Annotated in this window: 37 protein-coding genes, 1 tRNA gene and 1 riboswitch; of the genes, 35 read left to right on the top strand and 3 right to left on the bottom strand. The window is 38.7% G+C overall.

Annotated elements, in window-relative coordinates:
- Nucleotides 1–75 precede the first annotated feature (75 nt).
- The 7 genes from BUC07_RS04875 (at nucleotide 76) to BUC07_RS04845 (ending at nucleotide 5,077) form a co-directional block, all read left to right on the top strand.
- The gene (locus tag BUC07_RS04875) at nucleotides 76–762 is read left to right on the top strand and encodes a porin family protein (protein WP_073166403.1); all 687 of its coding nucleotides are present in this window, start codon (nucleotides 76–78) and stop codon (nucleotides 760–762) included.
- Nucleotides 763–938: 176 nt separating this feature from the next.
- Nucleotides 939–1,250 (top strand): 50S ribosomal protein L21, encoded by a 312-nt coding sequence (rplU, locus tag BUC07_RS04870; protein ID WP_073166400.1) that lies wholly within the window; start codon nucleotides 939–941, stop codon nucleotides 1,248–1,250.
- 16 nt (nucleotides 1,251–1,266) lie between these two features.
- A complete protein-coding gene (gene rpmA, locus BUC07_RS21725) occupies nucleotides 1,267–1,872 on the top strand; it encodes a 50S ribosomal protein L27 (RefSeq protein WP_073166397.1) in 606 nt (201 codons plus the stop codon).
- Nucleotides 1,873–2,031: 159 nt separating this feature from the next.
- Nucleotides 2,032–2,262 carry a hypothetical protein gene (locus BUC07_RS04860; protein WP_073166392.1) on the top strand — a complete coding sequence of 77 codons (231 nt, stop codon included), beginning with the start codon at nucleotides 2,032–2,034 and terminating at the stop codon, nucleotides 2,260–2,262.
- Nucleotides 2,262–2,558: a type II toxin-antitoxin system RelE/ParE family toxin gene (locus BUC07_RS04855; protein ID WP_073166387.1), complete on the top strand. Its 297-nt coding sequence runs from the start codon at nucleotides 2,262–2,264 to the stop codon at nucleotides 2,556–2,558. The genes BUC07_RS04860 and BUC07_RS04855 overlap by 1 nt, the downstream gene beginning before the upstream one ends.
- Nucleotides 2,559–2,705: 147 nt before the next feature.
- Nucleotides 2,706–3,980: a serine--tRNA ligase gene (gene serS / locus BUC07_RS04850; protein ID WP_073166384.1), complete on the top strand. Its 1,275-nt coding sequence runs from the start codon at nucleotides 2,706–2,708 to the stop codon at nucleotides 3,978–3,980.
- Between the two features lie 227 nt (nucleotides 3,981–4,207).
- On the top strand, nucleotides 4,208–5,077 hold the full coding sequence (locus BUC07_RS04845; RefSeq protein WP_073166381.1) for a CHAD domain-containing protein: 870 nt from the start codon (nucleotides 4,208–4,210) through the stop codon (nucleotides 5,075–5,077).
- 12 nt (nucleotides 5,078–5,089) lie between these two features.
- Here the strand turns inward: BUC07_RS04845 and BUC07_RS20885 are convergent, their stop codons facing one another.
- Complete coding sequence (locus BUC07_RS20885; protein ID WP_175552463.1) at nucleotides 5,090–5,251, bottom strand: hypothetical protein; 162 nt, start codon at nucleotides 5,249–5,251, stop codon at nucleotides 5,090–5,092.
- Nucleotides 5,252–5,649: 398 nt separating this feature from the next.
- On the opposite strand from BUC07_RS20885, the gene BUC07_RS20880 reads away from it, so the two are divergent.
- From BUC07_RS20880 to BUC07_RS04760, 17 genes are all read left to right on the top strand, one after another.
- Nucleotides 5,650–5,967 (top strand): hypothetical protein, encoded by a 318-nt coding sequence (locus tag BUC07_RS20880; RefSeq protein ID WP_073166378.1) that lies wholly within the window; start codon nucleotides 5,650–5,652, stop codon nucleotides 5,965–5,967.
- Nucleotides 5,942–6,841, top strand: coding sequence for a helix-turn-helix transcriptional regulator (locus BUC07_RS04835; RefSeq protein ID WP_073166375.1), 900 nt, complete (start codon nucleotides 5,942–5,944; stop codon nucleotides 6,839–6,841). Before BUC07_RS20880 ends, BUC07_RS04835 begins: the two co-directional genes overlap by 26 nt.
- Nucleotides 6,838–7,299 carry an SRPBCC domain-containing protein gene (locus BUC07_RS04830; protein WP_073166371.1) on the top strand — a complete coding sequence of 154 codons (462 nt, stop codon included), beginning with the start codon at nucleotides 6,838–6,840 and terminating at the stop codon, nucleotides 7,297–7,299. Before BUC07_RS04835 ends, BUC07_RS04830 begins: the two co-directional genes overlap by 4 nt.
- Before the next feature lie 588 nt (nucleotides 7,300–7,887).
- Nucleotides 7,888–8,265, top strand: coding sequence for a DoxX family membrane protein (locus tag BUC07_RS04825; RefSeq protein WP_073166368.1), 378 nt, complete (start codon nucleotides 7,888–7,890; stop codon nucleotides 8,263–8,265).
- Nucleotides 8,266–8,401: 136 nt separating this feature from the next.
- Nucleotides 8,402–8,926: a cysteine hydrolase family protein gene (locus tag BUC07_RS04820; protein ID WP_073166365.1), complete on the top strand. Its 525-nt coding sequence runs from the start codon at nucleotides 8,402–8,404 to the stop codon at nucleotides 8,924–8,926.
- Nucleotides 8,927–9,035: 109 nt separating this feature from the next.
- A complete protein-coding gene (locus tag BUC07_RS04815; RefSeq protein ID WP_073166362.1) occupies nucleotides 9,036–9,476 on the top strand; it encodes an SgcJ/EcaC family oxidoreductase in 441 nt (146 codons plus the stop codon).
- A gap of 25 nt (nucleotides 9,477–9,501) precedes the next feature.
- Nucleotides 9,502–10,080, top strand: a complete 579-nt coding sequence (locus tag BUC07_RS04810; RefSeq protein ID WP_073166359.1) for a YdeI/OmpD-associated family protein — start codon at nucleotides 9,502–9,504, stop codon at nucleotides 10,078–10,080.
- Nucleotides 10,081–10,377: 297 nt separating this feature from the next.
- The gene (locus BUC07_RS04805) at nucleotides 10,378–10,593 is read left to right on the top strand and encodes a hypothetical protein (RefSeq protein WP_073166357.1); all 216 of its coding nucleotides are present in this window, start codon (nucleotides 10,378–10,380) and stop codon (nucleotides 10,591–10,593) included.
- 145 nt (nucleotides 10,594–10,738) lie between these two features.
- Nucleotides 10,739–10,930 (top strand): hypothetical protein, encoded by a 192-nt coding sequence (locus tag BUC07_RS04800; RefSeq protein ID WP_175552462.1) that lies wholly within the window; start codon nucleotides 10,739–10,741, stop codon nucleotides 10,928–10,930.
- A 90-nt stretch (nucleotides 10,931–11,020) separates the two neighbouring features.
- The gene (locus BUC07_RS04795; RefSeq protein WP_073166352.1) at nucleotides 11,021–11,452 is read left to right on the top strand and encodes a YybH family protein; all 432 of its coding nucleotides are present in this window, start codon (nucleotides 11,021–11,023) and stop codon (nucleotides 11,450–11,452) included.
- 22 nt (nucleotides 11,453–11,474) lie between these two features.
- On the top strand, nucleotides 11,475–12,038 hold the full coding sequence (locus BUC07_RS04790; protein ID WP_073166349.1) for a class I SAM-dependent methyltransferase: 564 nt from the start codon (nucleotides 11,475–11,477) through the stop codon (nucleotides 12,036–12,038).
- Between the two features lie 19 nt (nucleotides 12,039–12,057).
- Complete coding sequence (locus BUC07_RS04785) at nucleotides 12,058–12,573, top strand: VOC family protein (RefSeq protein WP_073166346.1); 516 nt, start codon at nucleotides 12,058–12,060, stop codon at nucleotides 12,571–12,573.
- A gap of 53 nt (nucleotides 12,574–12,626) precedes the next feature.
- Nucleotides 12,627–13,160, top strand: coding sequence for a dihydrofolate reductase family protein (locus tag BUC07_RS04780; RefSeq protein WP_073166343.1), 534 nt, complete (start codon nucleotides 12,627–12,629; stop codon nucleotides 13,158–13,160).
- Between the two features lie 56 nt (nucleotides 13,161–13,216).
- Complete coding sequence (locus BUC07_RS04775) at nucleotides 13,217–13,705, top strand: GNAT family N-acetyltransferase (RefSeq protein WP_073166341.1); 489 nt, start codon at nucleotides 13,217–13,219, stop codon at nucleotides 13,703–13,705.
- 68 nt (nucleotides 13,706–13,773) lie between these two features.
- A complete protein-coding gene (locus BUC07_RS04770) occupies nucleotides 13,774–14,172 on the top strand; it encodes a hypothetical protein (protein ID WP_073166338.1) in 399 nt (132 codons plus the stop codon).
- A 363-nt stretch (nucleotides 14,173–14,535) separates the two neighbouring features.
- Nucleotides 14,536–14,862, top strand: a complete 327-nt coding sequence (locus tag BUC07_RS04765; RefSeq protein WP_073166335.1) for an ArsR/SmtB family transcription factor — start codon at nucleotides 14,536–14,538, stop codon at nucleotides 14,860–14,862.
- A complete protein-coding gene (locus BUC07_RS04760) occupies nucleotides 14,852–15,349 on the top strand; it encodes an SRPBCC family protein (RefSeq protein WP_073166332.1) in 498 nt (165 codons plus the stop codon). The genes BUC07_RS04765 and BUC07_RS04760 overlap by 11 nt, the downstream gene beginning before the upstream one ends.
- A gap of 454 nt (nucleotides 15,350–15,803) precedes the next feature.
- Here BUC07_RS04760 and BUC07_RS04750 read toward each other — a convergent pair.
- Nucleotides 15,804–15,878, bottom strand: a tRNA-Val gene (locus BUC07_RS04750).
- An 80-nt stretch (nucleotides 15,879–15,958) separates the two neighbouring features.
- A complete protein-coding gene (locus tag BUC07_RS04745; protein ID WP_073166325.1) occupies nucleotides 15,959–17,254 on the bottom strand; it encodes a bifunctional folylpolyglutamate synthase/dihydrofolate synthase in 1,296 nt (431 codons plus the stop codon).
- Nucleotides 17,255–17,357: 103 nt separating this feature from the next.
- On the opposite strand from BUC07_RS04745, the gene BUC07_RS04740 reads away from it, so the two are divergent.
- The 11 genes from BUC07_RS04740 to BUC07_RS04685 all read left to right on the top strand — a co-directional run bounded on the left by BUC07_RS04740 (nucleotide 17,358) and on the right by BUC07_RS04685 (nucleotide 26,680).
- Entirely contained in the window at nucleotides 17,358–18,689 is a 1,332-nt protein-coding gene (locus BUC07_RS04740) for a PhoH family protein (RefSeq protein WP_073166322.1), read from the top strand.
- Between the two features lie 61 nt (nucleotides 18,690–18,750).
- Nucleotides 18,751–20,052, top strand: coding sequence for a tRNA (N(6)-L-threonylcarbamoyladenosine(37)-C(2))-methylthiotransferase MtaB (gene mtaB / locus BUC07_RS04735; RefSeq protein ID WP_073166319.1), 1,302 nt, complete (start codon nucleotides 18,751–18,753; stop codon nucleotides 20,050–20,052).
- Between the two features lie 195 nt (nucleotides 20,053–20,247).
- The gene (locus BUC07_RS04730) at nucleotides 20,248–20,502 is read left to right on the top strand and encodes a type II toxin-antitoxin system Phd/YefM family antitoxin (protein WP_073166316.1); all 255 of its coding nucleotides are present in this window, start codon (nucleotides 20,248–20,250) and stop codon (nucleotides 20,500–20,502) included.
- Between the two features lie 11 nt (nucleotides 20,503–20,513).
- Entirely contained in the window at nucleotides 20,514–20,771 is a 258-nt protein-coding gene (locus tag BUC07_RS04725; RefSeq protein ID WP_073166312.1) for a Txe/YoeB family addiction module toxin, read from the top strand.
- Nucleotides 20,772–20,782: 11 nt separating this feature from the next.
- A complete protein-coding gene (locus BUC07_RS04720; protein WP_175552461.1) occupies nucleotides 20,783–21,601 on the top strand; it encodes an inositol monophosphatase family protein in 819 nt (272 codons plus the stop codon).
- Between the two features lie 26 nt (nucleotides 21,602–21,627).
- On the top strand, nucleotides 21,628–22,104 hold the full coding sequence (locus BUC07_RS04715) for a hypothetical protein (protein WP_073166309.1): 477 nt from the start codon (nucleotides 21,628–21,630) through the stop codon (nucleotides 22,102–22,104).
- 11 nt (nucleotides 22,105–22,115) lie between these two features.
- Nucleotides 22,116–23,159 carry a glycosyltransferase family 2 protein gene (locus BUC07_RS04710; protein ID WP_073166306.1) on the top strand — a complete coding sequence of 348 codons (1,044 nt, stop codon included), beginning with the start codon at nucleotides 22,116–22,118 and terminating at the stop codon, nucleotides 23,157–23,159.
- A 169-nt stretch (nucleotides 23,160–23,328) separates the two neighbouring features.
- Nucleotides 23,329–23,568, top strand: a complete 240-nt coding sequence (locus tag BUC07_RS20510; RefSeq protein WP_083578096.1) for a type II toxin-antitoxin system HigB family toxin — start codon at nucleotides 23,329–23,331, stop codon at nucleotides 23,566–23,568.
- 1 nt (nucleotide 23,569) lies between these two features.
- Complete coding sequence (locus BUC07_RS04700; RefSeq protein ID WP_073166303.1) at nucleotides 23,570–24,130, top strand: helix-turn-helix domain-containing protein; 561 nt, start codon at nucleotides 23,570–23,572, stop codon at nucleotides 24,128–24,130.
- Nucleotides 24,131–24,873: 743 nt separating this feature from the next.
- Nucleotides 24,874–26,133 (top strand): AAA family ATPase, encoded by a 1,260-nt coding sequence (locus BUC07_RS04690; protein WP_073166298.1) that lies wholly within the window; start codon nucleotides 24,874–24,876, stop codon nucleotides 26,131–26,133.
- Nucleotides 26,126–26,680, top strand: a complete 555-nt coding sequence (locus BUC07_RS04685; RefSeq protein ID WP_073166295.1) for an RloB family protein — start codon at nucleotides 26,126–26,128, stop codon at nucleotides 26,678–26,680. Before BUC07_RS04690 ends, BUC07_RS04685 begins: the two co-directional genes overlap by 8 nt.
- A 169-nt stretch (nucleotides 26,681–26,849) precedes the next feature.
- Nucleotides 26,850–26,947, top strand: a riboswitch (TPP riboswitch).
- Nucleotides 26,948–26,954: the final 7 nt, after the last annotated feature.

Genomic DNA, 26,954 nt, shown 5'->3' with positions numbered 1-26,954 from the left:
TAGTATTCCTTCTTATTTTAACACCCTGACATTCAGTTTTAAATCAAAGTAGAATCAAATTAAAAATTCAAAAAAATGAAAACAAAATTTTTAACCATTACCATACTTATCGTATTTACGGCAATGTCTGCAGTTGCCCAATTCAATAATAATTCCTCAAAAACTTCATTTGCCGTGCTTGGCGGAGTGAATTTTCAAAATTTAAACGGGAAAGATGCCGACGGCGACCAGCTCGAATACGATCTTCTGCTGGGATACCATGGTGGAGTGAATGCCCAGATTCCGGTAGCACCCGAGTTTTATTTTCAACCCGGGCTTATGCTGTCAACAAAAGGAGCCCAAAACCCTGAAGGTTTAGAAATGGCACTGGCCTCCAAAATCAGGCTTTCCTATTTGGAAATGCCGTTGAATTTTGTCTATAAAGCACAGCTGGGCAATGGCCATTTTATGTTGGGATTTGGCCCCTATTTAGCTTATGGAGTTGGCGGAAAAGTCATCTGGGAATCCGACTCGGGCTCAATGGAATATGATGTTAAATTTAAAGAAGGCAGCAACTCAGACAGTTCAGATATTTTTTATGTACGGCCTTTTGATGCAGGCGGTAACATTTTTGCCGGTTACGAACTTCCCGGCGGTTTATTTTTTCAGTTCAACACACAATTGGGCATGTTGAATATTAACTGGGAAAATGAATTTATCCCTGACGATCAATCGGTGTTAAAAAATACAGGTTTTGGACTTTCTGCCGGATACCGGTTTTAAAAGTAAGTGCATAAAAATTCAATACCCTTCGTGTTGAATTTTAAAATAACTTCCATTAATTTGCCAATTATCTAAAAATAACTACTTTTGCAGTCCAAATTTTGAATCGTTCAGGCTTAAAAAAGAGGAATCAAAAGTGATTCACGCCTGGCGGTGTAAACATTAAAATTGAAATTATGTACGCGATTGTAGAGATTGCAGGGCACCAGTTTAAGGTGGAAAAAGACAAAAAACTGTATGTCCACCAGTTGGATGCCCAGGAAGGCGACTCGGTAGATTTTGACAAAGTGTTGTTGGTTGACAACGACGGTAAAATTGCCGTAGGAACGCCCACCGTAAAAGGTGCAAAAGTGTCAGCCAAAGTGCTGGCACATGTAAAAGGTGACAAAGTGCTTGTCTTCAAAAAGAAAAGAAGAAAAGGCTACAAAAAACTAAACGGTCACCGTCAGCGGTTCACACAAGTGCAAATTGAAAACATTGTTGGATAACTAAAAAACATTTACCATGGCTCATAAGAAAGGTGTAGGTAGTTCGAAGAACGGACGCGAATCGGAAAGCAAACGACTGGGAGTAAAAATTTACGGAGGTCAGTTTGCCAAAGCTGGTAATATTTTAGTACGCCAGCGTGGAACACAACATTACCCGGGCGAAAATGTGGGAATGGGAAAAGATCATACCCTGTTTTCATTGATCGACGGCACTGTTGTTTTTAAAAGAAAAAGAAAAGACCGCTCTTTTGTATCGGTTGAGCCGCTTGCAGAAGTAGAAACTGCAGTGGCAGAAGCTCCGGCCCCAAAAGCGCCGAAAGCTGAAAAACCAAAAACAGAAGCCAAACCGGCAACTGAAACAAAAGACGAAGCGCCAAAAGCAGAAGCGCCGAAGGCACAGGCTAAAAATGCGGTTGAAAAAGACGACCTCAAAAAACTCGATGGCGTAGGTCCGAAATTAGAAGAAGTTTTCAACACGGCAGGAATTGCAACATTTGAAAATTTTGCTGCAACATCGGTTGAAAAACTCCATGAGATCCTCGAAGAAGCCGGAAGCCGTTACGCTTCAAAAGACCCGGCACCGTGGATTGAACAAGCCAAAGAACTGGCAAAAGAGAAGTAAAAAAAATTCCGGGATGCATTTCCCGAAAAAGAGATAAAATCTCCTGTCGGTTTCGGCAGGAGATTTTTTTTGTAAATTTGTGTAGAAATGAATGCTTCAATCCTGACTTCGAATTGGAACAAAACATTAGCAAAAAGATAACAGATAAAAGTTGAAATTATGAACCTGCAATATATTTCGGACAGCAAAGGAAAAACAACCGGCGTTTTTATTCCTATTAATGATTGGAACGAACTTAAAAGTAAATACAAGGATATTGAAAGCGAAGACATCGATATCCCGGAATGGCAAAAAAGGTTGGTGTTAAAACGCCTTGAAAACCACAAAAAGAATCCTGATTCTGCTTTGGATTTCGACTCTGCCATGGACGATATCGAAAATGATTTGTAATGTATAAATCTGTGATCCTGCCTCTTGCGAAGGAAGATATCCGCGAAGCTGCCAAATGGTATAATAAACAACAAAACGGGCTTGGTAAAAGGTTCACTACAGAAGTCCGTGAAAAGGTCAACTTTATTAGAAAAAATCCTAGAGCTTCAAATGTACGTTACAACGATGTGAGAACTGCTGTTTTAAATGTGTTCCCGTTTTTGGTGCATTATTCAATTGACGAAATCAATAAAACCATAATTGTTTCTGCTGTTCTGCATACAAGCAGAGATCCTGAGATTTGGAAGAACAGATAACAAAAAAAGCCAGATACTTCCGAAGAAGAGATGAAAATCTTCTGTCGGTTTCGGCAGGAGATTTTTTTTTTAGTCCAATTTACTTTTTCTACACAACGGTTGTGCCGTATCATTTATTAAATTTGTACCTTATTTAAACAGGAAGTCATGCTCAACCTTAAATTCATTCAGGATAACCCGGAACTGGTGGTCGAAAAACTGAATCGCAAAAATTTCGATGCCAGTGAAATTGTAGGTCAAATCATCGATTTATACCGGCAAAAAAACAAGTTGCAGAACCAGGCCGACGAGGCCAAAGCTGAGATGAATAAAATCTCGAAGGAGATTGGTCAGTTGTTCCGTGAAGGAAAGACAGAAGAAGCCAACACTGCCAAAGAGCGCACCTCGCAACTGAAGGAAAACATCAGAAAGGTTGACGAACAATTTGGCGGTATCGAAACCCGGGTGAATGAATTGCTGGTTCAGTTGCCCAACCTGCCACACGAATCGGTGCCTGAAGGAAAAGGTGAAGAAGATAACGAAGTAGTTACTTCCAAAGGCGAACTGCCCAAAATGGCCGACGATGTTTTGCCTCACTGGGAACTGGCACAAAAATACAATCTCATCGATTTTGAGCTGGGCGTGAAACTCACCGGCGCAGGTTTCCCGGTGTACCGCGGAAAAGGATCGCAGTTGCAGCGGGCGCTTATTAATTTCTTTTTGGATGAAGCACGAAAAGCAGGCTACGAAGAGGTGCAACCGCCGCTGGTAGTAAACGAAGCCTCCGGTTTTGGCACGGGACAGTTGCCCGACAAAGAGGGCCAAATGTATCATATTACCGGCGATAATCTCTACCTTATTCCCACCGCCGAAGTACCTGTGACTAACATTTACCGCGATGTAATTCTGGATGCCAAAAATCTGCCCTACAAAAACACGGCGTACAGTGCCTGTTTCCGTCGTGAAGCGGGGTCGTACGGAAAAGATGTACGCGGTTTGAACCGCCTGCACCAGTTCGACAAAGTGGAAGTTGTACAAATTGCCCACCCCGACAAATCGTATGAAGTACTGGACGAGATGGTGAAACACGTGGCTTCGCTCGTTGAGAAACTTGAACTTCCCTACCGCGTGTTACGACTTTGCGGCGGCGACATCAGTTTTACCGCTGCACTGACTTACGATTTCGAGGTTTATTCTGCCGCTCAGAAAAAGTGGCTCGAGGTGAGTTCGGTTTCCAATTTTGAATCGTTCCAGGCCAACAGGCTTAAACTGCGTTTTCGCGAAGAAGGTGTGAGAAAGCCGCAACTGGCCCACACTTTGAACGGAAGTGCACTGGCACTGCCCCGGATTGTTGCCGCACTGCTCGAAAATAATCAGACCCCGGAAGGAATAAAAATTCCGAAGGTGCTGGTGCCGTATTGCGGATTTGAAAGAATAGACTAATCGAAAATTACAAATTCCAATTACCAGATCTCAAATAAACACCAAAAATAAAATATCCTGAAATCCAAACATTTTGCACACATTTGGATTTTTTAAAATTTGTGATTTGGAATTCATTTGAGATTTGTTATTTCAAGCGATTCATTATCAAAGTCATTTCAAAAAACCGGACTTTGACCTCTTTGGTTTTATTGCTAACTTTGTAATTCCTGTAAAATTAGTTTTTTATGACACAGAACGCAGGAAACAAGCTGGCACATACTATTCTTCGCCAAACCGAAAGGGCTGAGTATTTTTGTAGTGTTGAAAATATTTCGCCAAACATTACCGTGCATGAACTGCGCAAAATATTTAAACGGTTACGGTCATTAATCCGCTTTTATGAACAGGTGCCCGGGAGCGAAGCCAAAAGCATTCGCAAGGAAATAAAACAACTCGGGAAAATACTTTCTCCGCTGCGCGAATCGTATGTGAATGTCGAGCTCTTTGAAAAAGAACTGACGGGGAAAAAACTTATTCCTGAACGAAAAATAAAAGACGCAGAAGCAAAACTGCACGGGAAGAACAAAAAAGCAATTGATCAAGGTTTCAAAGGAAAAGAAATCTGCAAATCAATCGGCAGTTTCTTTTCAAAACTTGAGTCATCCATTACCGGTTCAGAAAACAGCAAAGTATCAAAAGTTCACCTGGTACGGGAAATCAACAACTCGTACCTCACAGGCTATATTTTTTTCTCTGAACTGCCTGACGCTCCTACTCCCGAAGCGATCCATTCACTGCGAAAAAAGTTGAAGCGCTTATTTTACCAGCTCGATTTTATACGGTTGATGCACCCGAAATATTTTAAAGCCCGAAGCGAACAACTCAATATTATTAACGACCACCTGGGAGACGATCACGATTTGCATATTCTGGCAGTTGAGTTACGCCTTTCGGATTACCAATTCAATTCAGAGGAACAGCAGATCCTGGAAAATCAGATTGAGCACCTCCGCGAAATGAACCAGCTGAAACTTTGGCCCCGGCTGAAACAATTTTTCAGCGAACTGCCCGAAGAATTTGAAGAGAAAGCTGAAAAAGCGTTCAAACTGGATTGAAACTTTTTGAATTCAAACAAAGCATCTTTTTCCCTTTTCCCCTTTATCACTGATAATTTTTTCAATTCTGCCAGCAATCGGTTCTTCGATGTCGCCTTTTTCAATTGGGATGGAATCCAGTACATCTCCTAAATCGTTTATTGCTTTTGACAGAAAGGCTGTTTTTTCTTTCAAATGCCTCAGAAGTTTAATCCGTCATAAGGAAGATTCAATTCTTCAATTACCAACGTATTTTTTCATGTTATATCGTCGCCAGATTCAATTTACCTGATGAAAAAGATGCAGGAAATATCGGATAAAATCGTAGTTTGTAGATTTCCGTATCCGGAGTCTTTACAGCACAAATTACCAGTTGAGCTTGACCTGAAATCTTCCAGTCCCTACCAAAATTTTAAAGTGTAACAACACCATGCTTGTTTGGAGAAAATCATTACGGAAATGGCTGTCAGATAGCCTTGTGTGAACAAACTATTTTGTGGTGTGTTTTTTATTCGGACATAAAATAATAACTCATTGGCCTATGAATAAAGCGTTTGCTATTTTAATGATCTGTATTATCACATAGGGGATCAATGGACATTCAATCGGACAAGAATTCAATAAAAAACAAGAAAAACCCGTTGGACGCCCCAAAGATGTTGGCAATTTGGAATCAGGAAAAACTTTTTGACAATGCCACAAAAGAAGAAATGAAAAACTATTGGCACAGAAAAATGACTGTAATAGAAAATGCATTAACGATTGGAAAAAGAGAAACGAAAACCTACAAAACTTTAAAACCCAGTCGGGAATTCCATTGTTCAAGGGAAAACACAAATGAAGCAGAAGGAGAACATAAAAAAAAGAGCAACAAATCTGTGGAAATTGGACGACATCCAAATTTCGCATAATATTATTGACTATCATTCTTTTGAGACAACCAAATTTGCGGATGATACAAATTTTGTACGGCTCCATATTGGTCTGGGGGGCAGCTATGATTTTAATTTTAAGCAAATAAACAGGTCTTTTTTGCTTTCAGGATATCATAACAATATAATGTATTCTGATGGTTTGGATATTGAGGTCCATAACAATACCAAAAGAATAGAAACACTTGGAATAAACTTCAGCACCAACACATTTATTGAAATAGGTCAAAATGGAAATGAGCCTTTAAAAAGATTTACGGATAAAGTAATTAATCGAAAAAACTGCATCCTTTCGGACGAATGGAAAACCAATAACTTTAAAATCCGGCAGGTATTAAGGGAAATTATCGATTGCACGTACAATGACCAATTAAGAAACCTTTTCCTTCTGTCAAAGAGTATAGAATTATTGGTTTTACAGGCCGAGCTACATGAACACCAAAACTCAAATAAAACTATCAAGTCAGGCCGGGACAAACAAAAATTGATTGAGGCCAGAGAGTTCCTGTCGTACAGAATTGATAATCCCCCAACCATTGTGGAACTTTCCAAACAGGTTGGGGTAAACGAATACAAACTAAAGAAAGGATTTAAAGAGCTTTTTGGCACAACTGTTTTTGGGTATATTCATAAAACCCGGATGTTTATGGCAAAACAACTATTGCTGGAAACCGGAAAGCCTTCAAAAGAGATTGCATACGAAACCGGATATAGTTCCCCTCAGCATTTTTCAAACGCCTTCAAAAAAGAATTTGGGATTTCTCCCAATTGTGTTAGAAATAATCCCGATTCTGTAACAAAAGCATTAAAAAACTCCTCAAATTTGGATTTTAACCAAATGAAAAAGCTATGAAACAGTCACTTATTGTCAGAGAAGAACTTACATTCAAAGCTAATGCTGAAAAGGTTTGGGATTTATTAATAAACCCTGAAATGACGAAACAATACATGTTTGGTTGTGAAGTGCTGTCCGATTGGAAAGTTGGAACGCCAATTGTCTGGCAGGGAAAAAACGAAGCCAACCGGGATGTCGTTTATGTCAAAGGAGAAATAATGGAGGTTGTTCCCCAAAGAAAGGTTACTTTCACAATGTTTGATCCCAATTTGGGATTGGATGACATCCCCGAAAACTACGTGGACTTAACTTACGACATTCTCCCCCAAAAAACTGGTTGTAAATTGATAATCACGCAAGGAGATTTTCAAGGTGCCGAAAACGCTGAAAAGAGGTTTGAAGAATCTTTGCGGGGATGGAAAATGGTTATTCCGAAAATGAAGGAAGTATTGCATGAAGCACCCCCCGGGGAATAAAGGCAATTATAATTCCTTCATCTGCCTTGTCGCCCCCACCTGGCGGCAGGCATTAGCCATTAAAAATCAAGTTTTGTTCTGATGAAACGAACATGATAATTTATAAGCATAAATTTCACAAAATACAATGTTGTAACTAATCAGTCTGGTTTTTGTTCTCTTGATAATGGATGGAAGAAGCCACCCAAAATAGTCCCGACCTTCAGGTTGGGGTATTGTGTGCTGGAAGAGGATTGAGATTTTTATATCAAATAATTACAAAATTTTAACGAATAATTAAGCAGAAGAAATTTATTCATTCTTTGTGTTGGGGTGTATGTGGGAACCAAGTCTTAAAATCAATTCTTCAAAAAACACTCAGTATTTTTGATACACATTCCCGGTTGCAGCCAGCACATCATTTTTGATAAAACACTTTAGTTCAATTAATCCTAGGCAAACTATCACTTTTCGGTAAACTTTTTTTTATTCTCAAACAAAAAAGATAAATTTGTCTTAATATACTTAATGTGTAAAAAAACGAAAAGAGTGGTTGTCTTACTGCTAAAGCACGTTAATATTTCCGTGTTAAACTAAATACTTGAAACGATGAAAAATAAAATCTTATTTGCTGCCAGCCTCCTTTTCGGACTGGCATTCATTAACTCGGGGCTCAACAAATTTTTCTATTACATGCCCGTCCCGGAGGATCTCCCTGAACAGGTGGTGAAAACGATGGAAGCTTTCAACAGTATTGGGTGGGTGCAGCCCCTGGTTGCTGTAGCCGAAATCATCGGGGGGCTCCTTTTTATCCCAAAGAAAAGCAGAGCATTGGGAGCAATTGTCATTTTCCCGGTTATGATCGGGATCCTTGTTCATCATATAACGGTTGCACCTTCGGGGCTCCTTATGCCGCTTCTATTATTTGCGATTTTGCTTTGGGTGATTGTTGACAATTATGAGAAATACCTTCCAATGCTACAATGAAGGTGATGATTGGGCGTAACGCTTTTCAACAAAATTAAAAAAGGATAAGTCACTAAAAAATTAACCACGAATGGCAAACACTTAAAAACACAAAAAAAATACTGTAATCTGGTTGTTAATTTTAAACTAATAAAATATGAAAGAAGCACTAATTGTTATTGATGTGCAGGAAGGATTTTTCGTGGATCCTGATGATTCTGTATATAATGAAACCAGTTTGATAAATAATATCAACCAACTTATTGATTGGTTCAGAAAACATGATAAGCCAATTATCTTCGTCCGGCATATTGACGAAGATTTAGTAAAGGGGACAAAACTCTGGGAAGTATATTCAAAAATCCATTCAGAACCTACTGATTTTTATATTGACAAGCACACTCCCGATGCATTCTTTAAAACCAAGTTATCAAATATTTTGACTTCGAATAATATCAATTCTATTGTGATAGCAGGTCTCCAAACTGAGTACTGTATCGATACAACCTGCAAAAGTGCATTTGGGAAAGGCATTCCAACAACTTTGATAAGTGATGGTCACAGTACTTATGACAACTCATTTATGAAAGCAGATAAAATTATTGAATATCATAATAAAATAATTAAACGATGGTTTGCTCAATTAATAACCACAAATCAAATGATAACAAACTCACGTTAATCCTGACTTTCCCTGCAAAGGACAATAAACTAATAACAGAATAACGAATTGGCAGTTACACACTATTGACTAATGGAAACAGTTTTAATAAACTATAAACGAAAGGATAATGGACAATAAGAAATTAGAAACCCTACACTCTGATTTATTAAAAGCCTGGAACAACCAGGATGCGACCAAAATGGCATCACTATTTACCGATAATGGGGAATCGATTGGTTTTGATGGCAGCTTGTATAAAGGCAGAGATGAAATTGAAGCTGAAATATCAAAAATATTTAACCATCATCAAACAGCCATTTATGTATGGAAAGTTAAAGATATGCGCTTTTTGAAACCAGAGGTCGCCATCCTGCGAGCCATTGTCGGCATGATACCCCCCGGACAAAAAGCGATCAATCCGGCAGCAAATGCAATTCAAACTATAACCGCAGTAAAGCAAAACGACGTTTGGAAAGTTGACCTATTTCAGAACACGCCTGCACAATTTCACGGCAGACCTGAAATGGCTGATGAGTTCACAAAAGAATTAAGCGCACTGGTAAAATAAATCAACGTTTTATATTTATTGCCCCATGAAACCGGAATTTTTTAAAACCTACAACGACTTTGGGGATTTCCTTGCTGAAAATCACAATAAGCTGAATGAGCTTTGGGTCGGCTTTTACAAGAAGTCTTCGGGCAAGGAAAGCATCACATGGGACGAATCAGTGAAAGTGGCTATCAGCTTCGGCTGGATTGACGGCCTCAGAAAATCCATTGATGAAGAAAGCTATAAAATTCGCTTCACCCCCCGAAAGCCGGGAAGCAACTGGAGCGACAAAAACATCAAAACCGCTCGAATACTAATCGGGAAAAACCGGATGCACCCCTCCGGAAGAAAAGCATTTGATCAGCGAAAAGAAAAAAAATCCAGGGTGTATTCATTTGAACAACCCCAGGTGACTTTCAGTAAAGAGTTTGAATCTACCTTCAAAGAAAACAAAAAAGCCTGGGCATTTTTTACTTCTCAGGCACCTTATTACCAGAGAACTGCCATTCATTGGGTAATGAGCGCCAAACAAGAAAAGACACGGCAGAAACGGCTTAATGAACTGATTAATGATTCTGAAAATCGACGAAAAGTGAAACCCCTAAGACGAAAAGGTGAATAAAATCAAATGCATTCCGGAATTACGAAACAATTCCGGAATCCGGTTCTCCGGGCAGGTGCATGTCGCTATTACCCCTTCATATTGTCGTAATCACACAACCTTCTTTCCAAAAAACGATTTCATCTTTGTTTAAGTAATTGTGATGCATAGAAATCAATATATTAATCTTAACGGCATTTGCAAAAATCGAGACATAGCAATGTCCCCGGTTCTGGAAGAAGTGACAACATATCGCGCTAAGGTCATTATTGTATGAAGCATTCAGTGGCCGAGGAATTATAGCTTAAAGGAGGTTCTATGGTAGAAGTTTTCAAAACCAACGTTGACAACCCGGAGCAGGCTGAATCGCTGGTCAGGCGAATTCACCGGCAGTTTCCGGCATACAGAGCCAACTTCGACCTGGAGGACTGCGATAAAATTTTACGAGTAGAGTGTCCGGATCAGATAAATGCTGAGAGAATCATTCGGCTATTAGCACATACTGGCCGACATGCCACCGTTCTGGAAGAATAAACCAGCTATCAATTTTACGCTGACAAACTGCTTTAGCAGCAGAGTTTTCTCTTTTACACACATCAAATTAGTGAAGCCTGTAAACAGGAAACAAAGTTGAGAATTATTGCAAAATATAACATTCCAAAAAAAACAATTTAAAACAGTGAAAAGAAATGGACTACAAAAATGGGTTGATACTTTCATCAAAGTTGATGCGAAAACAATCACCAAGCTTTATGACGACAATACAACTAATCACCAAATCGCAAATGAGCCAATTACCGGACTGTATCCTCCGGCAGAAAACTTTTGGCAGGGTATGATGTTTATTTTTAAGGCAATGCTGAGCTTTTAAATCATTGATATGCCTGTCTTACTAATATTTCAGGTTGTTTTGAAATTTTCACAGAATAGGGTATCTACTAATTTAAAAAAATGAATAATTATGGATAATGATAATCTGCAAATCAAGAAAATAATTACCGAAAGAGTGTCAGCAATTAAAAAAAGAGATGTGGAAAAAGCTACGGCCGGTTATCATACGGATGTAATTTCCTATGATGTGGTTGGCCCTCTTCAACTGGTTGGGATTGATACTTTAAAAAAAAGATTGGATGAATGGCTCTCAACCCTTTCAAAAATAATTGACTATGAAATAGCGGATATTGAAATTAGGGCTACCGGCGACTTAGCCTATTGCAGCGGCCTAAACCACATCGACGCAGTAAAACCCGATGGAGAAAAACTGGACATGTGGTGGCGGGAAACAACTTGTTACATAAAAACGAATGGGAACTGGCAGATTATCCATGCACACAGCTCAGTTCCGTTTAACGCTGAAAACGGCCAGGCCTCGGTTGGTCTGAAACCTGAATAATCAGAATAAAACATGATTCTGAATGAAATTAAAAGCTAAAGATAACCTTGCTCCCATCAAAAATCAAATAATGGATTTGATTGAACCAAATTCCAGCGTAATCGAATTTGGATGCGGAAACGGAGACCTGCTTTTTAAGCTTTCATCACAAATAAAATACGGATTGGGAATCGACAAATCAAAGCCGCTGATTGATTATGCGGTTCAACAAAAGCGAATAATGAATCTTAGTAATGTTGATTTTAGGTGTGAGAAACTCGACAGCAGTTACCAGCACTCAGAAAATTACGATTATGCAATAGCAAGTCTGTTTTTTCATGTGATACCCTGGTCAGATTCGATTTATCTGATAAAAAAAATGCAGGAAATTTCGGATAAAATCGTGGTTTGCGGATTCTCGCAGCCCGTTACTCTACAGCAAAAAACGCTTTTGTGGCTTGACCAAAAAGCTACAAGCCATTACAAAAATTTTAATGCGTATCAAAAGAATGGATATTTGGATGGAATCTTCAGACATATACACTATTCAAATATCATTGATTATGAGACCCCTATCCCATTCACAAAAATCTACAGTATTTGCTGACAAACAAAAAAAGATTTCTATGGACAACAAAAACAAGAAAATTTCATCTGGCTTAAATTTCTCTCAAATTGCGTGGGTAGTGAAAGATGTTGAAAGAACAAAAACATTTTTTCATGAAATGCTCGGAGTACACAATTTTAGCGAAACGGTAACTTCGCGCTTAAAGGAGTACGATGCAACCTATTACGGAAAGCCTTCAGATGCAGAAAATCTGGTAACTATGGCTTATTCGGGGGGTATCTTTGTTGAACTCATTCAGCCACTTTCAGGTCAAAGTATTTTTAAAGATTACATCGACAGTAACCCCGCAGGTGGTTTTCAGCATATTGCATACAGTACACCGGTTACCAATCTTGATAAAGTTATTTCGGAATTTGAAAACAAAGGTTATTCTATTGTAAGCAGCTTTGATACACCAATAGCTAAAATCGTATTCTTCGATACACGAAAAGAGATTGGGGTATTTACAGAAATAATGGGTATTACGGAAGCTGGTGAAAAGGCTGTGCAGGAAATGAAAAACGGGGGCAGGTAAGTTTCCCGGAGACTCGAATTATTGCATAAACAAAGTTGAAAAACAAAAGACAAATGCGAAAATTATCAGTTTTTATAGCAACAAGTTTAGACGGTTATATTGCAAAACCTAATGACGACCTCAGTTTCTTAAAATTGGTAGAAAAAGAAGGCGAAGATTATGGTTATGCAGAATTTACTGATACAATTGACACTTTGATTATTGGCAGAAAAACCTATGATTATGTGCTTAAAGAAATAGGCTCATCTCACTATGATAACGGCGAAAGAGATGTGTATGTCATTACAAGAACCGAAAGACCTAATGTTGGTAAAATAAAGTTCTATACCGGAAATCTAACAGAATTAGTATTAAAACTGAAGAACGAAAACGGAAAAAATATTTACTGTGACGGTGGAGCGGAAATAATAAATGAACTATTAAAAAATGACTTCATTGATGAGTTTATTATTTCAGTCGTTCCTGTATTGTTAGGGAATGGAACAAGATTATTTAAAGACGAAAGGCCTGAACAAACGCTTGAGTTCATATCTGCAAAAACATTTGATACAGGATTAATTCAGTTACATTACAAACGAAAAAAATAAACAACAAACCACCAACACATACGATGATGCATTTTAAAATTACTCTGCAAGTTAAAATGACAAACGAAAAGCTTGACATAAAACTTAGACAAACAGAAATTGAAGACTTGCCCGTTTTCTTTCAATTTCAACTTGACGAAGCAAGTTATTTAGCCGCATTCATACCTGAGGACCCAACAGACAAATCAGCATATTTAACCAAACATACGAAGTTGTTGAGCGCCCCAACCATAAATTATATGACAATCTCGTTTAATAATAGTATTGTTGGAAGTATTGTGAAGTTTGAAATGGAAAGAGAAGCGGAAATTACTTATTGGATTGACAAAAAATTTTGGGGACAAGGAGTTGCCACAAAAGCCCTGGCTGATTTTCTTAATATCGAAACTAAAAGACCAATATATGCACGAGTTGCGTTTGACAATTATGCCTCACAAAAAGTTTTAGAAAAATCTGGTTTTGTCAAAATCGCCAGGGAAGTAAGTTTTGCAAATGCACGACAAACAGAGATAGCAGAATTTATTTATAAACTGACTATCGTTTGAACATCAGGCTTAACAACAATGAATGCAGAGCAGAGCCAAGTATCTAACATTCTAATTTTTGAAAAATTATGGTGAAAAACTATTTCTATTTAATCGTCGGATTTTTATGCGTACTCTTTGCAGTTACTCACACGCTGAATGGGGTCGAAAAAAGTTTGCAAATATTAGAAAATTCTAAAATTGAGAATAATACAATTGTTACACTCACTTATGTGTGGCATATAATAGGTATCGAAAATCTTATTTTCGGAATTGCCTTACTGGTAATGGCTTTTCGAAAGAATCAATCAAACTTAAAGTTTGCTTCATGGCTAATAATTGTGATTTTAGCGATGCGTTGGATTGTTATTACATTTTTTACTCTACTGAATGACAGCAGTAATATAAAGCAATTAATACCTGATACGCTTGCAATTTTTGTTGTAATCGTATTGTTGTTGATTGGAACAAAAGTAAAAAACAAATGAGAAAAGTTTTAACGGTAATACTTGCATTTTTGGCTACCCTCTCTTTTGGACAAACTGACTTTCAAAAATATTATGACAGTTTGAGTTTGAAAGAATGATAAAAACAACGAACCGCCAACAGCTAATTTAGCGGAGCGGTGTAGTTGGGATAGTACTCAGCTCTTTCCTCCTTTTTTTTATTAGCTTTTTCGTTGGATGATGAGTTTATCACAAAAATACAACATTTATCCAGCAGGCTATAACCAACAATTAAACAGAGACTCATATATTAATTTTGAAAAAAAATCAGATAAAAACTTGCGAAACCAAATAGTTGCACATATATTTGCAACCAAATAGTTGCATTAATTAATTTTGAATAAGATGAAACGAGATGTTTTTAAAGCAATAGCAGACCCAACAAGGCGGGCAGTAATAACACTCATTGCGATGCAATCAATGACACCCAATGCAATTGCTGAACATTTCGACACAACACGACAAGCCGTTTCGAAACATTTACGCGTTCTGACAGAATGTGAACTGGTAACTCAAAAACAACAGGGCAGAGAAATTTATTACCAACTTCAGGTTAACAAAATGAAAGAAATTGACCAATGGCTCGAGCCATTCAGGAAGATGTGGGAAGACCGGTACAAGCAACTTGACGAAGTTTTATTAACCATTAAAAAAGAGAAAGATGAAACGTAATTTATTATTTGACTTTAGAGTAAACAAAGAAAGCAATTCCTTAAATATAACACGGGAATTTGCCGCAAACCTTGAATTAGTATGGGAAGCCTGGACAAAACCTGAAATCCTTGATCAATGGTGGGCTCCCAAACCTTATCACATTAAAACCAAATCTTTGGATTTCAGAGAAGGCGGAATGTGGTTATACGCAATGATTAGTCCCGAAAATGATATGCAATGGTGCAAAGCTAATTACAAGAAAATAGAACTGAAAAATTCACTTTCGTGGCTGGATGCATTTTGCGATGAAAATGGCAAGGAAAACTCAGATGCGCCACGTTCTTTCTGGATAATTAAATTCACCGAACAAAATGGAATAACCACAGTAGATGTCACGTTAAAACTCGAGAGTCTCAAAGAAATGGAAAGCCTAATTGAAATGGGCTTCAAAGAAGGCTTTACAATGGCATTAGAAAACTTAGACGAACTTCTGGAAAGCAAATAAACAACATCCCGAGATGCTATAAAAAACTAAACTTTCACAAAAAAAGAGCTGCAAATTTCAACCTCTGCAACTCTTTAATTTCTTGTGGGGAGTACTGGATTCTCCCGTAGGGATCTCTTCGAGGGAACCAGCGACCCCGGATGAATCTTATTTCTTTCCACAAAAAAAGAGCTGCAACTTTCAACCTTTGCAACTCTTTAATTTCTTGTGGGGAGTACTGGATTCTCCCGAAGGGATCTCTTCGAGGGAACCAGCGACCCCGGATGAATCTTATTTCTTTCCACAAAAAAAGAGCTGCAACTTTCAACCTTTGCAACTCTTTAATTTCTTGTGGGGAGTACTGGATTCTCCCGAAGGGATCTCTTCGAGGGAACCAGCGACCCCGGATGAATCTTATTTCTTTCCACAAAAAAAGAGCTGCAACTTTCAACCTTTGCAACTCTTTAATTTCTTGTGGGGAGTACTGGATTCGAACCAGTGACCCCCTGGGTGTAAACCAGGTGCTCTGAACCAACTGAGCTAACCCCCCAATAATGTTTCTCTGAACGCGCCCCCTTTCCTCAAAGGCGCTGCAAATATAAAACGTATTTTCAGTTCTGCAAAAATAATTCACAAAATTTCTGCAACAATAAATGTACTCCCGCCCACAAAAATAAAATCATCTTTTCCGGCACTCTTTTTTGCCTCGTTGTAAGCATCATTAACATCCGAAAAAGCCTGTCCTTTCAACCCAAATCCAGCAGCATATTTTGCCAGAACATTTTCATCGAGGGCACGCGGAATATTCGCTTTAGTGAAATAGTACGCTGCATTTTGTGGCAGCAGTTTCAGAATTTTCTCCGGCTCCTTGTCGTTCACCATCCCAAAAACAACATGCAATTTTTTATATGGAGTTTGTTCCAGCTGCTTCACAATCTCAGTTAGTCCGTCGGCATTGTGGGCAGTGTCGCAAACGATGCGCGGATTGACATCTAAAACCTGCCAACGTCCCAGCAATCCGGTAAGTTTGCTGACCTCAGCCAACCCCGTTTCAATATTTTCCTGTGAAATACCCCAGCCTTTGGTTTTCAGGAACTCCAGCGTTTTTAAAACCGCCGGCAAATTCTTTTGCTGATAAGCACCTTTCAAATCGAGTTTCAAGTGCCGGTAAATCTGCTTCCCGTTTTTCTCAACTGCCAAAAGCTGATTTCCGTCAAAATCATTCATGGCATAACGAACTGAATATTCTCTATCGGCAAAATACAGTGGAGCATATAGTTCGCCAGCTTTTTCCGTAAAAACCTGTTGTGTTTCATTCTGGGTAGTTCCGATAACAACCGGGATTTTGTTTTTAATGATGCCGGCCTTCTCTTTTGCAATCGCTTCAAGCGAATCACCGAGCAAGGCGGTGTGATCCAACCCGATATTTGTAATAATGCTAACTTCCGGGGTGATGATATTTGTGGAGTCGAGCCGGCCCCCCAACCCAACTTCCACAATGGCAATATCCACTTTTTCGTTTGCAAAATAATCGAAAGCCATGGCCACGGTAAGCTCAAAAAACGAAGGTTCAATTTTCTGCAACTCATCGTTAACTTTGTAATTCTCAACCCAGTTAACCACTTCGTTTTCAGGAATCATTTTCCCGTCAATCCGAATTCTTTCCCTGAAATCTTTTAAATGGGGCGAGGTGTAAAGTCCGGTTTTATAACCTGCCGACTGTAAAATAGCCGCCAGCATGTGCGAAACCGATCCTTTTCCGTTGGTTCCCGCAACATGAATTGTTTTAAAATGCCGGTGCGGGTTCCCGTAAAAATTATCGAGCTGCAAAGTATTATCGAGATTGTTTTTGTATGCCGCCGGCCCTACCCGCTGATACATGGGCAAACGGGAAAACAAATAATCAAGTGTTTCAGAATAATTCAAAATCAGAAATATTTATTAACCGCTGCAAGTTTATTAAAAAATGAAATGTGCCTCAACAAATATTTTGAATTTATCTACATTTAGAAAATTCAAATCTACAACTATGTTGAGCAAAACCAGTAAAAGTAAAATTTTCATTCTCGACACGAATGTCATTTTACACGATCACACTTGTATTTACCAGTTTCAGGATAACGACATTATCCTTCCGATAACCGTACTGGAGGAACTGGATAAATTCAAAAGAGGAAACGACCTGATTAATTACCAGGCACGGGAATTTGTGCGCGTCCTTGACGAGATTGTGGGCGACGAACTTTTTAACGGCGGTAAATCGCTGGGAAAAGGAAAGGGCAAACTGCGCATTGAAACCGGCAAACCGTTTTCGGAGGCCATGAAAACGTCGTTCCGCGAAGATATTCCGGACCACCGCATTCTGGCTATTGCCGACTACACCTCGAAAGCGTACCAAAACCGGAAAACAATCTTGGTGAGCAAGGACATCAACCTGCGCATGAAAGCCAAATCGCTCGGAATTAAAGCTGAGGATTACAAAACCGACCAGGTGACCGATGAAAATGTGCTGGATAAAACCATCACCACATTCGAAAATTTCGACGATAGTTTAATTGAAAAGTTGTACGAACAAACGTCGGTGGCCGTTGAAGAATTCAAAGAAATTAAGCCCGAAGCCAATGAATGTTTCATTTTTAAAGGCAACAATTCAAGTGTGCTGGCCAGGTACGACTCCAAAGACAAACGCATCAAGCGGGTGGAAAAGAAACCGGCTTACGGCATAAAACCACGAAATGCGGAGCAAACTTTCAGCCTGAATGTTTTAATGGATCCGGACATCCAGCTGGTAGCGCTTACCGGAAAAGCAGGTACCGGAAAAACACTGCTGGCACTGGCAGCAGCAATCGAGATGCATAAATCGTTCGATCAGATTTTACTGGCGCGCCCAATTGTGGCACTCAGTAACCGCGATCTGGGTTTTTTACCCGGCGATGCCTCCGAAAAAATCAATCCGTACATGCAACCGCTGTTCGACAATCTTTCGGTAATAAAACATGCGTTTAATCCGCGCAGCCAGGAGTACCAGAAAATTGAAGAGCTGCAAAAAAATGAAAAGCTTGTAATTACCCCGCTGGCTTATATTCGCGGACGCAGTTTGTCCAATTCATTTTTTATTATCGATGAAGCCCAAAACCTGACGCCACATGAAATTAAAACCATAATTACACGCGCCGGCGAGGGTACGAAAATGATTTTCACAGGCGACTTGCAGCAAATCGATTCACCTTATCTCGACATGAAATCGAACGGCCTTTCCTACATGGTCGATCACTTGAAGAACCAGGAACTTTTTGCCCACATCAACCTGGTAAAGGGCGAACGGAGTTACCTTGCAGAGCTTGCAAGCAACTTGCTTTAAATTACAATTTGCCAAAAGCAGCTTTTTTCTAACTTTGCATTTTTATTTAGACTGAATTTAAATGCGATATAAAGGGAAAAAAGCTGCTTTTTATACACTGGGATGCAAACTCAATTTCAGCGAAACATCCTCAATAGCAGGAACTTTCACCGAGAAAGGTTTTGAGCGTGTTGACTTTGATGAAGAAGCTGATGTTTATGTAATCAACACCTGCTCGGTAACCAATCAGGGCGACAAATCGAGCCGGAATATCATTCGACAGGCCACAAAGAAAAACCCGAATGCGATGGTGATTGTGGTTGGCTGCTACTCGCAGCTAAAACCTCAGGAAATTGGCCAGATAAAAGGTGTTGACCTCGTATTGGGCACACAGGAAAAATTTAAAATACCTGAATATCTCGGCAATCTGCAAAAGAAAAAAACAACCGAAATACGGACCACCCGCCTGCCTGACATTAAAAGCTACCATCAGGCATTCTCGTGGGGCGACCGTACCCGTAGTTTCCTGAAAGTTCAGGATGGATGCGACTACTATTGCTCGTTCTGCACTATTCCATACGCCCGTGGCCGCAGCCGGAACGACTCCATTAAAAACACGGTAAAAGAGGCGCAAAAAGCCGTAGCAAAAGGTTTTAAAGAAATTGTTTTAACCGGTGTTAATATTGGCGACTTCGGAAAATCGACTGACGAAAATTTCCTCGATTTGTTAAAAGCACTGGAGCAAACCGATGGCCTCGAACGTTTGAGGCTGGGCTCCATCGAACCCAACCTGCTGAAAGATGATATTATTGAATTAGTAGCGGGTTCAAATGTATTGATGCCACATTTCCATATTCCGCTGCAATCGGGTTCCGACGAAGTTTTATCGCTGATGAAACGCAGGTACTCTACAAAATTATTCAATCACAGGATTGAACTCATTCGCCAACTGGTGCCCCACGCTTTTATTGGCGTTGATGTGATTGCCGGCACCAACGGCGAAACGGAGACACTTTTCCAGGAATCGTACGATTTTATTAACGGGCTCGAAATTTCCCAGCTGCACGCATTCACCTACTCTGAACGAAGCGGAACCCAGGCACTCAAAATCCCATGGAAAGTGGATGTGGAAGACCGCAAACGCCGCACGCAGATGTACATCAACTTATCGGAGAAAAAACTGCGCAGTTTCTACCAAAAATATTTAGGAAGCGAGCAAACCGTTTTGTTCGAAGCACAGAAAAACGGAGATACCATGAGCGGATTCACTGAAAATTACATTAAGGTGGAAACTCCTTTCAACAAAAAATTAATCAACCAGTTAGAAAGGGTGAAACTGAAATCCATTATTCCGAACGGTCATGTGGAAATTGAAATGACTTGAAATTTTTGAAAACACCTGTAAAAATCTAAATAAAATTCTCCCGCTGATTGCGCTGATTTTCGCAGAAATCAAAAAAATCTGCGAGAAGTCAGAAAACTAATCAATGTCTGAGTACACAAACGTATAGTAATTTCATTTTTACAAGTCCTGATTTATTACTATATTTGTACATAATTATGTACAAATTTTGCAAACATGATTACAACAACACTTTCCGATTTTAGAAAAGAAATTAAACGATACCTCGATAGCGTAACCGAAAACTTTGAAACACTGATTATTAACCGCGGCAAAGATTCAGGGGTTGTCATTATGTCGTTAAACGAATACAACTCTCTGCGTGCAACTCAACATGAACTTTCTTCCCGGAGGAATGAACAACGACTGGATGCTGCCATCGAAAAATACAGAAATGGGAATTCCGTTCAAAAAGATTTGATTGAACCTTAAAAACCTCTCCCATGAGATATGTTTTTGTTGATGAGTCGTGGGAAGATTACCTCTACTGGCAAAAGAACGACAAACGTATTTTAAAACGAATCAATCAGTTACTTAAAGATATTGCTAGAAATCCTTTTTATGGTCTGGGAAAACCCGAACCATTGAAACATAAATACAAAGGTTTCTGGTCGAGAAGAATTGATAACGAACACCGCTTAATTTATCAGGTAAAAGACAATGAGATATTCATTGCCAAATGCCGGTTTCATTACGACTAAAATCAATAATTATGACAGACATAACCGATTACAAAACATTGTGTGAACAAGTTCAGCAAATTGCCCGCGAAACAGGAAATTTTATCCGCGGTGAACGAGCAAAAATCTCAGAGAAAGATGTGGAATTGAAAAGTGCAGCCAGCCTGGTCACTTATGTTGACAAAACCGCCGAATCGCGCATTGTTTCAGCACTAAAAGAGATCATTCCCGAAAGTGGTTTTGTGGCAGAAGAAGGCACTGCTTCGGAGGCCGGCGAAAAATTTTTGTGGGTTGTAGATCCGCTGGACGGAACCACCAATTACATCCACGGAATTTCGCCGCACTCGGTAAGCATCGCCTTAAAGGAAGGCGACGAGCTGGTGCTGGGAGTGGTTTATGAAATCGGCCTCGATGAAATGTTCTGCGCATGGAAGGACAGTCCGGCTTATTTAAACGGGAAAAAAATCTGGGTTAACACCACTTCGGAACCGGAAGACACATTAATTGGCACCGGGTTTCCCTACTATGATTTTGACCGGGTGGACGACTACATCGAGGCCATGAAAAACCTCATGAAAAACACTCGCGGGCTGCGGCGACTGGGTTCTGCCGCCGTCGATCTTTGTTATGTGGCAGCAGGTCGGTTCGATGCATTTTTTGAACATGCCCTGCACGCCTGGGATGTGGCAGCCGGAGTTTTTATTTTGCAGCAGGCCGGAGGAAAAGTTTCCGATTTCAACGGCGGCGGCAAATGGCTGTTTGGCGGTGAAATTGTGGCTGCAAGCGAAAATTTCTATCCTGCATTCTATAAAATCATTCATAAACAGTTGGGAGAAAAGCAGAATTCGTAAATTGCAGCACAAATAAATCGCAACTTATGGCCGAAAAAGAAATTACCTTGCTGAAAGAACAGATCGCCCGGCTCGACGACAAAAAGTTTGACCTGGAGGCATGGAAAAACCGCACCATCATTTTTTTGGAACGCATTTTTGGCAAAGAGAATTCCAAAATAAAAATGATTCAAAACCTTCATTACGATTACTCGAGCTGGAGCCTGCGCGATACTTTTGCTGGCGGTTCGGCCAAAGACAAAGACCCGGTGAGAATTCAGGCCAAAGAAATTCTGGATGCAGTTATTTCGGAACTCGAAAGCCTGGGGCTCCCGCAGCAAAAACACGAAAAATTAAAAATTAAAGAATTGCTTGAAGATGAACTAACCGGCAAACAGGTAAAAGAACTGGAAACCATTTTAAATTCAGGAGAACAGGAAAAAGAAGAAAAAATACAGGAAATCCTGGAAAGCCTCGAGAAGGAAAATCTCGCATCCATTATTTCAAAACTGCTCACTTCCTAACGCAAAAAACTATGCCCGACGACAAAAAGGTTGCTATTGTAATCCTTAACTGGAATGGTGAAAAATTATTCGACACTTTCCTGCCATCGGTTATTCTGAATTCAAAATCTCCCAACATCGAGGTTTATGTGGCTGACAACGCGTCAACCGACAACTCCGTCAACCATTTAAAAACCAATTTTCCATCCGTTAAAATTATTGTTCTCGATAAAAATTACGGTTTTGCCGAGGGCTATAACCAGGCGTTAAAACAGGTAAATGCCGATTATTATATTTTGCTCAACTCCGATGTGGAAGTAACACCCAACTGGCTAAAAGCAGGAATTGAACTGTTTGAAAAAGACGAGCACACTGCAGTTGTTCAACCCAAAATATTAAGCTACAAAAAACCGCACAAATTTGAATATGCCGGTGCAGCCGGCGGGTTTATCGACATCTTCGGCTATCCGTTTTGCCGTGGCCGAATTCTGAACCGGACAGAACCCGATTTGGGCCAGTTTAACAAACCGGCACCAATATTTTGGGCCAGCGGAGCATGCATGTTTATAAAATCAGAAGCTTTCAGGAAAGCTGGTGGTTTCGATGGTGAATTCTGGGCACACATGGAAGAGATTGATTTGTGCTGGCGATTGAAAAACCAGGGCTTCAAAATATTGTACCAGCCTGCAAGCGTGGTTTTTCATTTGGGGGGAGGCACTTTGTCGTATGACAGCCCCCAAAAGGTTTACCTCAATTTTCGCAACAACTTATTCATGCTGTACAAAAACCTTCCTCCAACATGGTTTCATCGCATTTTACTTACCCGGATGGTGCTGGATGGCGTGGCTGCTGTTAAATTCATTTTTGGATTCTATTTCCAAAGTTTTTGGGCAGTTGTTAAAGCGCATGCCTCTTTTTACCGGAACCTGGGAAAGCTCATCAGAAAAAGAAAAAAACTCCTGCAGCTCGCAACCGTTGAAAAACACCCGGAAATTTTCCCCAAAAGTATTATGTGGAAATTTTTTATTCAGAAAAAAAGGAAGTTCTCCGAGTTGAATTTTAATCCGGAAAAATGAACCAAAAAGGTAACCATTGAATGAAAAAAACGAAAATACCATTAAAATTTACCAGTACATATACACCTGATCGTTACCAACCATAAAATCAAGCTACACACGAAGAAAAAAAATAAAATTATAGTTCCATGTATTGTGAAACTTTCATTTACATTTGTCGTTGTAAAATATACAACTTGGAATTACTAAGAAAACAGAAATTATAGAAACACGACCTGATGCAGATTGTGTACACAGCGATGGTTTTTACTTTTTTGATATAAATATTCATCGTACAATGATTTTGATAGTCTTTGAAGACAATGAAGCAACGGTTGTATGGACTGGTTCGCATGATGAATATGACAAGACTTTTAAAGGAAATAAAAGCACGATTGAAAAATGGTTACGTAAACAAAATTTGATTTAAAATGGATAGATTTTCAATACAAAACATACAAAGATTAGATTCATTAGAGAGTGAATTGGATTTCGAAAAAGCATCATCACTATTTCTAAAATTACGAGTGCTTGAAAAAGAGGATGAATCATATAAACCAATCCGCAAACATCTTCGCAATCTGATAAAAGACTATGAAGAAAAAAATTGGAATGATGAAAATTCCATAACAGATAATCAAATTAAAGATAGCGATTTAGCAGAAACATTAGTGCAAGCCGAAAATGACTTCTACGAAAAGAGAAAAGAACGTATTAAAGCAAAATTAAAAGAGGCAGGGTTAACTCAAAATGATTTAGCAAAGATTTTAGGTCATCGAAAAAGCTATATGTCGGAGTTGATTAATGGATTAAGACCTTTTTCAAAAGAGGATTTAATCGTTATAAACAGACTCTTTAAAATAAAATTGGAGGATTTAATTCCAACGTTTATACAACAAGACAGAGCATCACATATCAAAAGGACTTTAGAATCATTGTCTCATAATAAGATAAGACTAACTAAAAAAGATTTTGATTTACAAATGGTTTGATGATGAAAATTTAAACTTAAATCTGTTAAGTGCCTAATTCAATAATCCTTTTTCCACCGGAACCCGTTGAAAGCAGCCCGCAAAAAAAAAGGCAGCGCCCCTAATCGCTGCCTTTTTTTTGTATAAATGGATAACAATATCGTTGCTGCTCTTCATTTTGGATATTAAACATTGCATATTCAGCGCCCATTCCCCGCCATTCAATACAGGGGAATTCCCCCACGCCTCCCTTTTCGTCCGGCGACGGTTAGGAGATGTCTCCCACGCCTCCTTTTTTGTCCGGGGAAGCTTTTATTAAATAATAATGGCCCCCTTTTTTATTTGAAAATAAATTTATGCTTACTTTTAAGCCACTAAAAACCAAAGTATTGATTATACCGGGCAACATAAGGAGAAAAGGAAGATTCCATAGCAACGAAACCGACGCTTTCGCGGAAGGATTCATTTGCTCGCCGTTTGCCCGGAGAGGGAAGCCCTTGGAGCAGGAAAGGCAGGGATGTACGGAAATTTTAAAGAACATCCAAAACCCTGAAATGATTCCAATCTGTGAAACAAAACCTAAATATATCCGACAAATATTATTCAGTGGATTCGGAAAATATGAACGGATCGCTAGGTTTCATGCTAAAAACCACATAGGATGAGATAAATAAAGTATTAAGATTATATAAAAGGCTCCTATAAATTTGTTTTTCACATTATATAGACTTAATTTGTAAAATATTTACAAATACAACATCAAAATGATACTTGAAATACGTTTAAGTAACTTCTTCTCCATAAAAGAAGAAATTGTATTGGATTTGAGAGCTGCAAATATTAAATCAAAAAACGCTAAAGCACTCAAAAATAACATTACAAAGTTTGAGAAAACATCTGTACTTAAAACCGTTGCGTTGTATGGGGCAAATGCTTCAGGGAAAAGCAACATAATTAAAGCAATCCGTTTTTGCAGCATGATGGTTTTAAACTCCCACAACCACAACGAGAATATAACATTCAACTTCAAAAAATTCAAATTTGGAAATTCAAGCAAAAAACCAAGCAATTACTTCATTCGTTTTGTCAATAATGAAATTGAATACGAATACTCTTTCTCTCTAATGCAAAACAGCGTAGTAACTGAAAGTTTATTCTACTATCCCAAAGGACGAATAACAAAGATATTCACTCGTGATGAACGATTAGGAAAAACAAAAAAGGAAAAATATTCGTTCGGTTCTGTTCTAAAAAGACCTTTGGATGTAGCAGACAACACATCAAATAAAACATTATATATTTCCCGAGCAAGCCAAATGGACAGAGAAATAGCTAAAGATATTTTTAACTATTTCAACAATACTTTTATCCTTGGATATCTAGGACATAATGCTCCTCAGATAGAAAACCTATTTAACGTTTATAAACAACAATTATTAGAAGCATTAAGGATTGCAGATAGCGATATCGTTGATATAAAAATTAGAAAAGTAAAACAGCAAGGGAAAAATTTTAATGCTAATCTACAAGACTTAACATTATCAGTTGAAGATGTAATACAGGACGCATTGCAAATAAAAACATATCATAAGGCAGACCCGAGTGTAGGTTTTGACTTAATTACCGAAGAGTCTGAAGGAACAAAAAAACTTTTTGTGATAATGTTAAACATTTTAGACATAGTTTCTAATAATAAAATATTATTGATTGATGAAATTGGAGAAAGTCTGCATACTGATATTATAGAATACATTTTCAATCTATTCCGTGCAGGAAAAAGGGCGCAATTAATATGCACAACTCACAATACTCGATTTTTGAATCTTACCAAGTTTCGTAAAGACCAAATTTTCTTTGTAAATAAAAATGAAGATGCTTCTACGGATTTATATTCACTATACGACTACAGTGACTTTAGAGATACAATGGATTTAGAAAAAGCATATTTACAAGGACGTTTCGATGCCGTTCCATTTGTAAATGACTCTATCGAGAACCTCAAATCAATACTTCATAATGAGTAGGAAAAGACAAGCATCAAAAGGGAAAAAGATAAAACCCCATTTTTGGGTTTTTTGTGAAGGAAAAACCGAGGAAACATACGTTTGTTACCTTCGTTCAAAATACCGAGTTCCTATTGAAATTGTCCCTAAAGTTATAGGCAGTAATATCGATGAAAAGTTAATCAAAAGGCATAAGAAAGGAAAACCAACTCACGAAAAGGATATTGACTTTTTAATGTATGATGCAGATATAGACGCAGTACTTGAACGGTTGCAAAAGATAGATTCTGCTAAATTATTAACATCCAATCCCTCAATTGAACTTTGGTTTTTATTGCATTACAAAAATCAAAATGCACATATTACAACTGCCAATTGCATTAGAGAATTATGTAATAGAAATCATAATACTTACAAAAAAGGAGTATTAGACCAAAAGTTACGAGAGAAATTAAACGAAAAATGCTTTGATGCTTGTAAAAGAGCTAAACAAAAAGAATTATTCAACAATCCATCAACAAATATTTATGAACTCATTGAGATTCTTGAGGAGATAAAGAATGGCTAAAAACAAAGCACGAAAACCTAATCGAGTAGATGGCCGGGTGCAGCGGAGTGCCTTGTCTCCGCTCCTTTCCTGACCGTCACCGCCAATAATAAAAAACAAATGAATAAACAACCAATAAACAAAACCATATTTTTCCCATTCCAAAAAACCTTTTTAACTTTGTCCTGATATTACGCAATGGGGGTGCCTTAATTAATTAAGGGCTGAGATTATACCCACTGAACCTGATCCGGATAATGCCGGCGAAGGGAGGGCAAACGGGCTCCGGCCCACT

The organism is Tangfeifania diversioriginum (assembly GCF_900141875.1).
GTDB lineage: Bacteria > Bacteroidota > Bacteroidia > Bacteroidales > Prolixibacteraceae > Tangfeifania > Tangfeifania diversioriginum.
The sequence above is the reverse complement of the archived record's forward strand: the minus strand, read 5'-3'. Positions and strand labels throughout refer to the sequence as shown.

Bases quoted from the DNA above. Each gene is read 5' to 3' on its own strand.
- BUC07_RS04875 (WP_073166403.1), top strand. From the start codon at position 76: ATGAAAACAAAATTTTTAACCATTACCATACTTATCGTATTTACGGCA.
- rplU (WP_073166400.1), top strand. From the start codon at position 939: ATGTACGCGATTGTAGAGATTGCAGGGCACCAGTTTAAGGTGGAAAAA.
- rpmA (WP_073166397.1), top strand. From the start codon at position 1,267: ATGGCTCATAAGAAAGGTGTAGGTAGTTCGAAGAACGGACGCGAATCG.
- BUC07_RS04860 (WP_073166392.1), top strand. From the start codon at position 2,032: ATGAACCTGCAATATATTTCGGACAGCAAAGGAAAAACAACCGGCGTT.
- BUC07_RS04855 (WP_073166387.1), top strand. From the start codon at position 2,262: ATGTATAAATCTGTGATCCTGCCTCTTGCGAAGGAAGATATCCGCGAA.
- serS (WP_073166384.1), top strand. From the start codon at position 2,706: ATGCTCAACCTTAAATTCATTCAGGATAACCCGGAACTGGTGGTCGAA.
- BUC07_RS04845 (WP_073166381.1), top strand. From the start codon at position 4,208: ATGACACAGAACGCAGGAAACAAGCTGGCACATACTATTCTTCGCCAA.
- BUC07_RS20880 (WP_073166378.1), top strand. From the start codon at position 5,650: ATGGACATTCAATCGGACAAGAATTCAATAAAAAACAAGAAAAACCCG.
- BUC07_RS04830 (WP_073166371.1), top strand. From the start codon at position 6,838: ATGAAACAGTCACTTATTGTCAGAGAAGAACTTACATTCAAAGCTAAT.
- BUC07_RS04825 (WP_073166368.1), top strand. From the start codon at position 7,888: ATGAAAAATAAAATCTTATTTGCTGCCAGCCTCCTTTTCGGACTGGCA.
- BUC07_RS04820 (WP_073166365.1), top strand. From the start codon at position 8,402: ATGAAAGAAGCACTAATTGTTATTGATGTGCAGGAAGGATTTTTCGTG.
- BUC07_RS04815 (WP_073166362.1), top strand. From the start codon at position 9,036: ATGGACAATAAGAAATTAGAAACCCTACACTCTGATTTATTAAAAGCC.
- BUC07_RS04810 (WP_073166359.1), top strand. From the start codon at position 9,502: ATGAAACCGGAATTTTTTAAAACCTACAACGACTTTGGGGATTTCCTT.
- BUC07_RS04805 (WP_073166357.1), top strand. From the start codon at position 10,378: ATGGTAGAAGTTTTCAAAACCAACGTTGACAACCCGGAGCAGGCTGAA.
- BUC07_RS04795 (WP_073166352.1), top strand. From the start codon at position 11,021: ATGGATAATGATAATCTGCAAATCAAGAAAATAATTACCGAAAGAGTG.
- BUC07_RS04790 (WP_073166349.1), top strand. From the start codon at position 11,475: ATGAAATTAAAAGCTAAAGATAACCTTGCTCCCATCAAAAATCAAATA.
- BUC07_RS04785 (WP_073166346.1), top strand. From the start codon at position 12,058: ATGGACAACAAAAACAAGAAAATTTCATCTGGCTTAAATTTCTCTCAA.
- BUC07_RS04780 (WP_073166343.1), top strand. From the start codon at position 12,627: ATGCGAAAATTATCAGTTTTTATAGCAACAAGTTTAGACGGTTATATT.
- BUC07_RS04775 (WP_073166341.1), top strand. From the start codon at position 13,217: ATGACAAACGAAAAGCTTGACATAAAACTTAGACAAACAGAAATTGAA.
- BUC07_RS04770 (WP_073166338.1), top strand. From the start codon at position 13,774: ATGGTGAAAAACTATTTCTATTTAATCGTCGGATTTTTATGCGTACTC.
- BUC07_RS04765 (WP_073166335.1), top strand. From the start codon at position 14,536: ATGAAACGAGATGTTTTTAAAGCAATAGCAGACCCAACAAGGCGGGCA.
- BUC07_RS04760 (WP_073166332.1), top strand. From the start codon at position 14,852: ATGAAACGTAATTTATTATTTGACTTTAGAGTAAACAAAGAAAGCAAT.
- BUC07_RS04740 (WP_073166322.1), top strand. From the start codon at position 17,358: ATGTTGAGCAAAACCAGTAAAAGTAAAATTTTCATTCTCGACACGAAT.
- mtaB (WP_073166319.1), top strand. From the start codon at position 18,751: ATGCGATATAAAGGGAAAAAAGCTGCTTTTTATACACTGGGATGCAAA.
- BUC07_RS04730 (WP_073166316.1), top strand. From the start codon at position 20,248: ATGATTACAACAACACTTTCCGATTTTAGAAAAGAAATTAAACGATAC.
- BUC07_RS04725 (WP_073166312.1), top strand. From the start codon at position 20,514: ATGAGATATGTTTTTGTTGATGAGTCGTGGGAAGATTACCTCTACTGG.
- BUC07_RS04720 (WP_175552461.1), top strand. From the start codon at position 20,783: ATGACAGACATAACCGATTACAAAACATTGTGTGAACAAGTTCAGCAA.
- BUC07_RS04715 (WP_073166309.1), top strand. From the start codon at position 21,628: ATGGCCGAAAAAGAAATTACCTTGCTGAAAGAACAGATCGCCCGGCTC.
- BUC07_RS04710 (WP_073166306.1), top strand. From the start codon at position 22,116: ATGCCCGACGACAAAAAGGTTGCTATTGTAATCCTTAACTGGAATGGT.
- BUC07_RS04700 (WP_073166303.1), top strand. From the start codon at position 23,570: ATGGATAGATTTTCAATACAAAACATACAAAGATTAGATTCATTAGAG.
- BUC07_RS04690 (WP_073166298.1), top strand. From the start codon at position 24,874: ATGATACTTGAAATACGTTTAAGTAACTTCTTCTCCATAAAAGAAGAA.
- BUC07_RS04685 (WP_073166295.1), top strand. From the start codon at position 26,126: ATGAGTAGGAAAAGACAAGCATCAAAAGGGAAAAAGATAAAACCCCAT.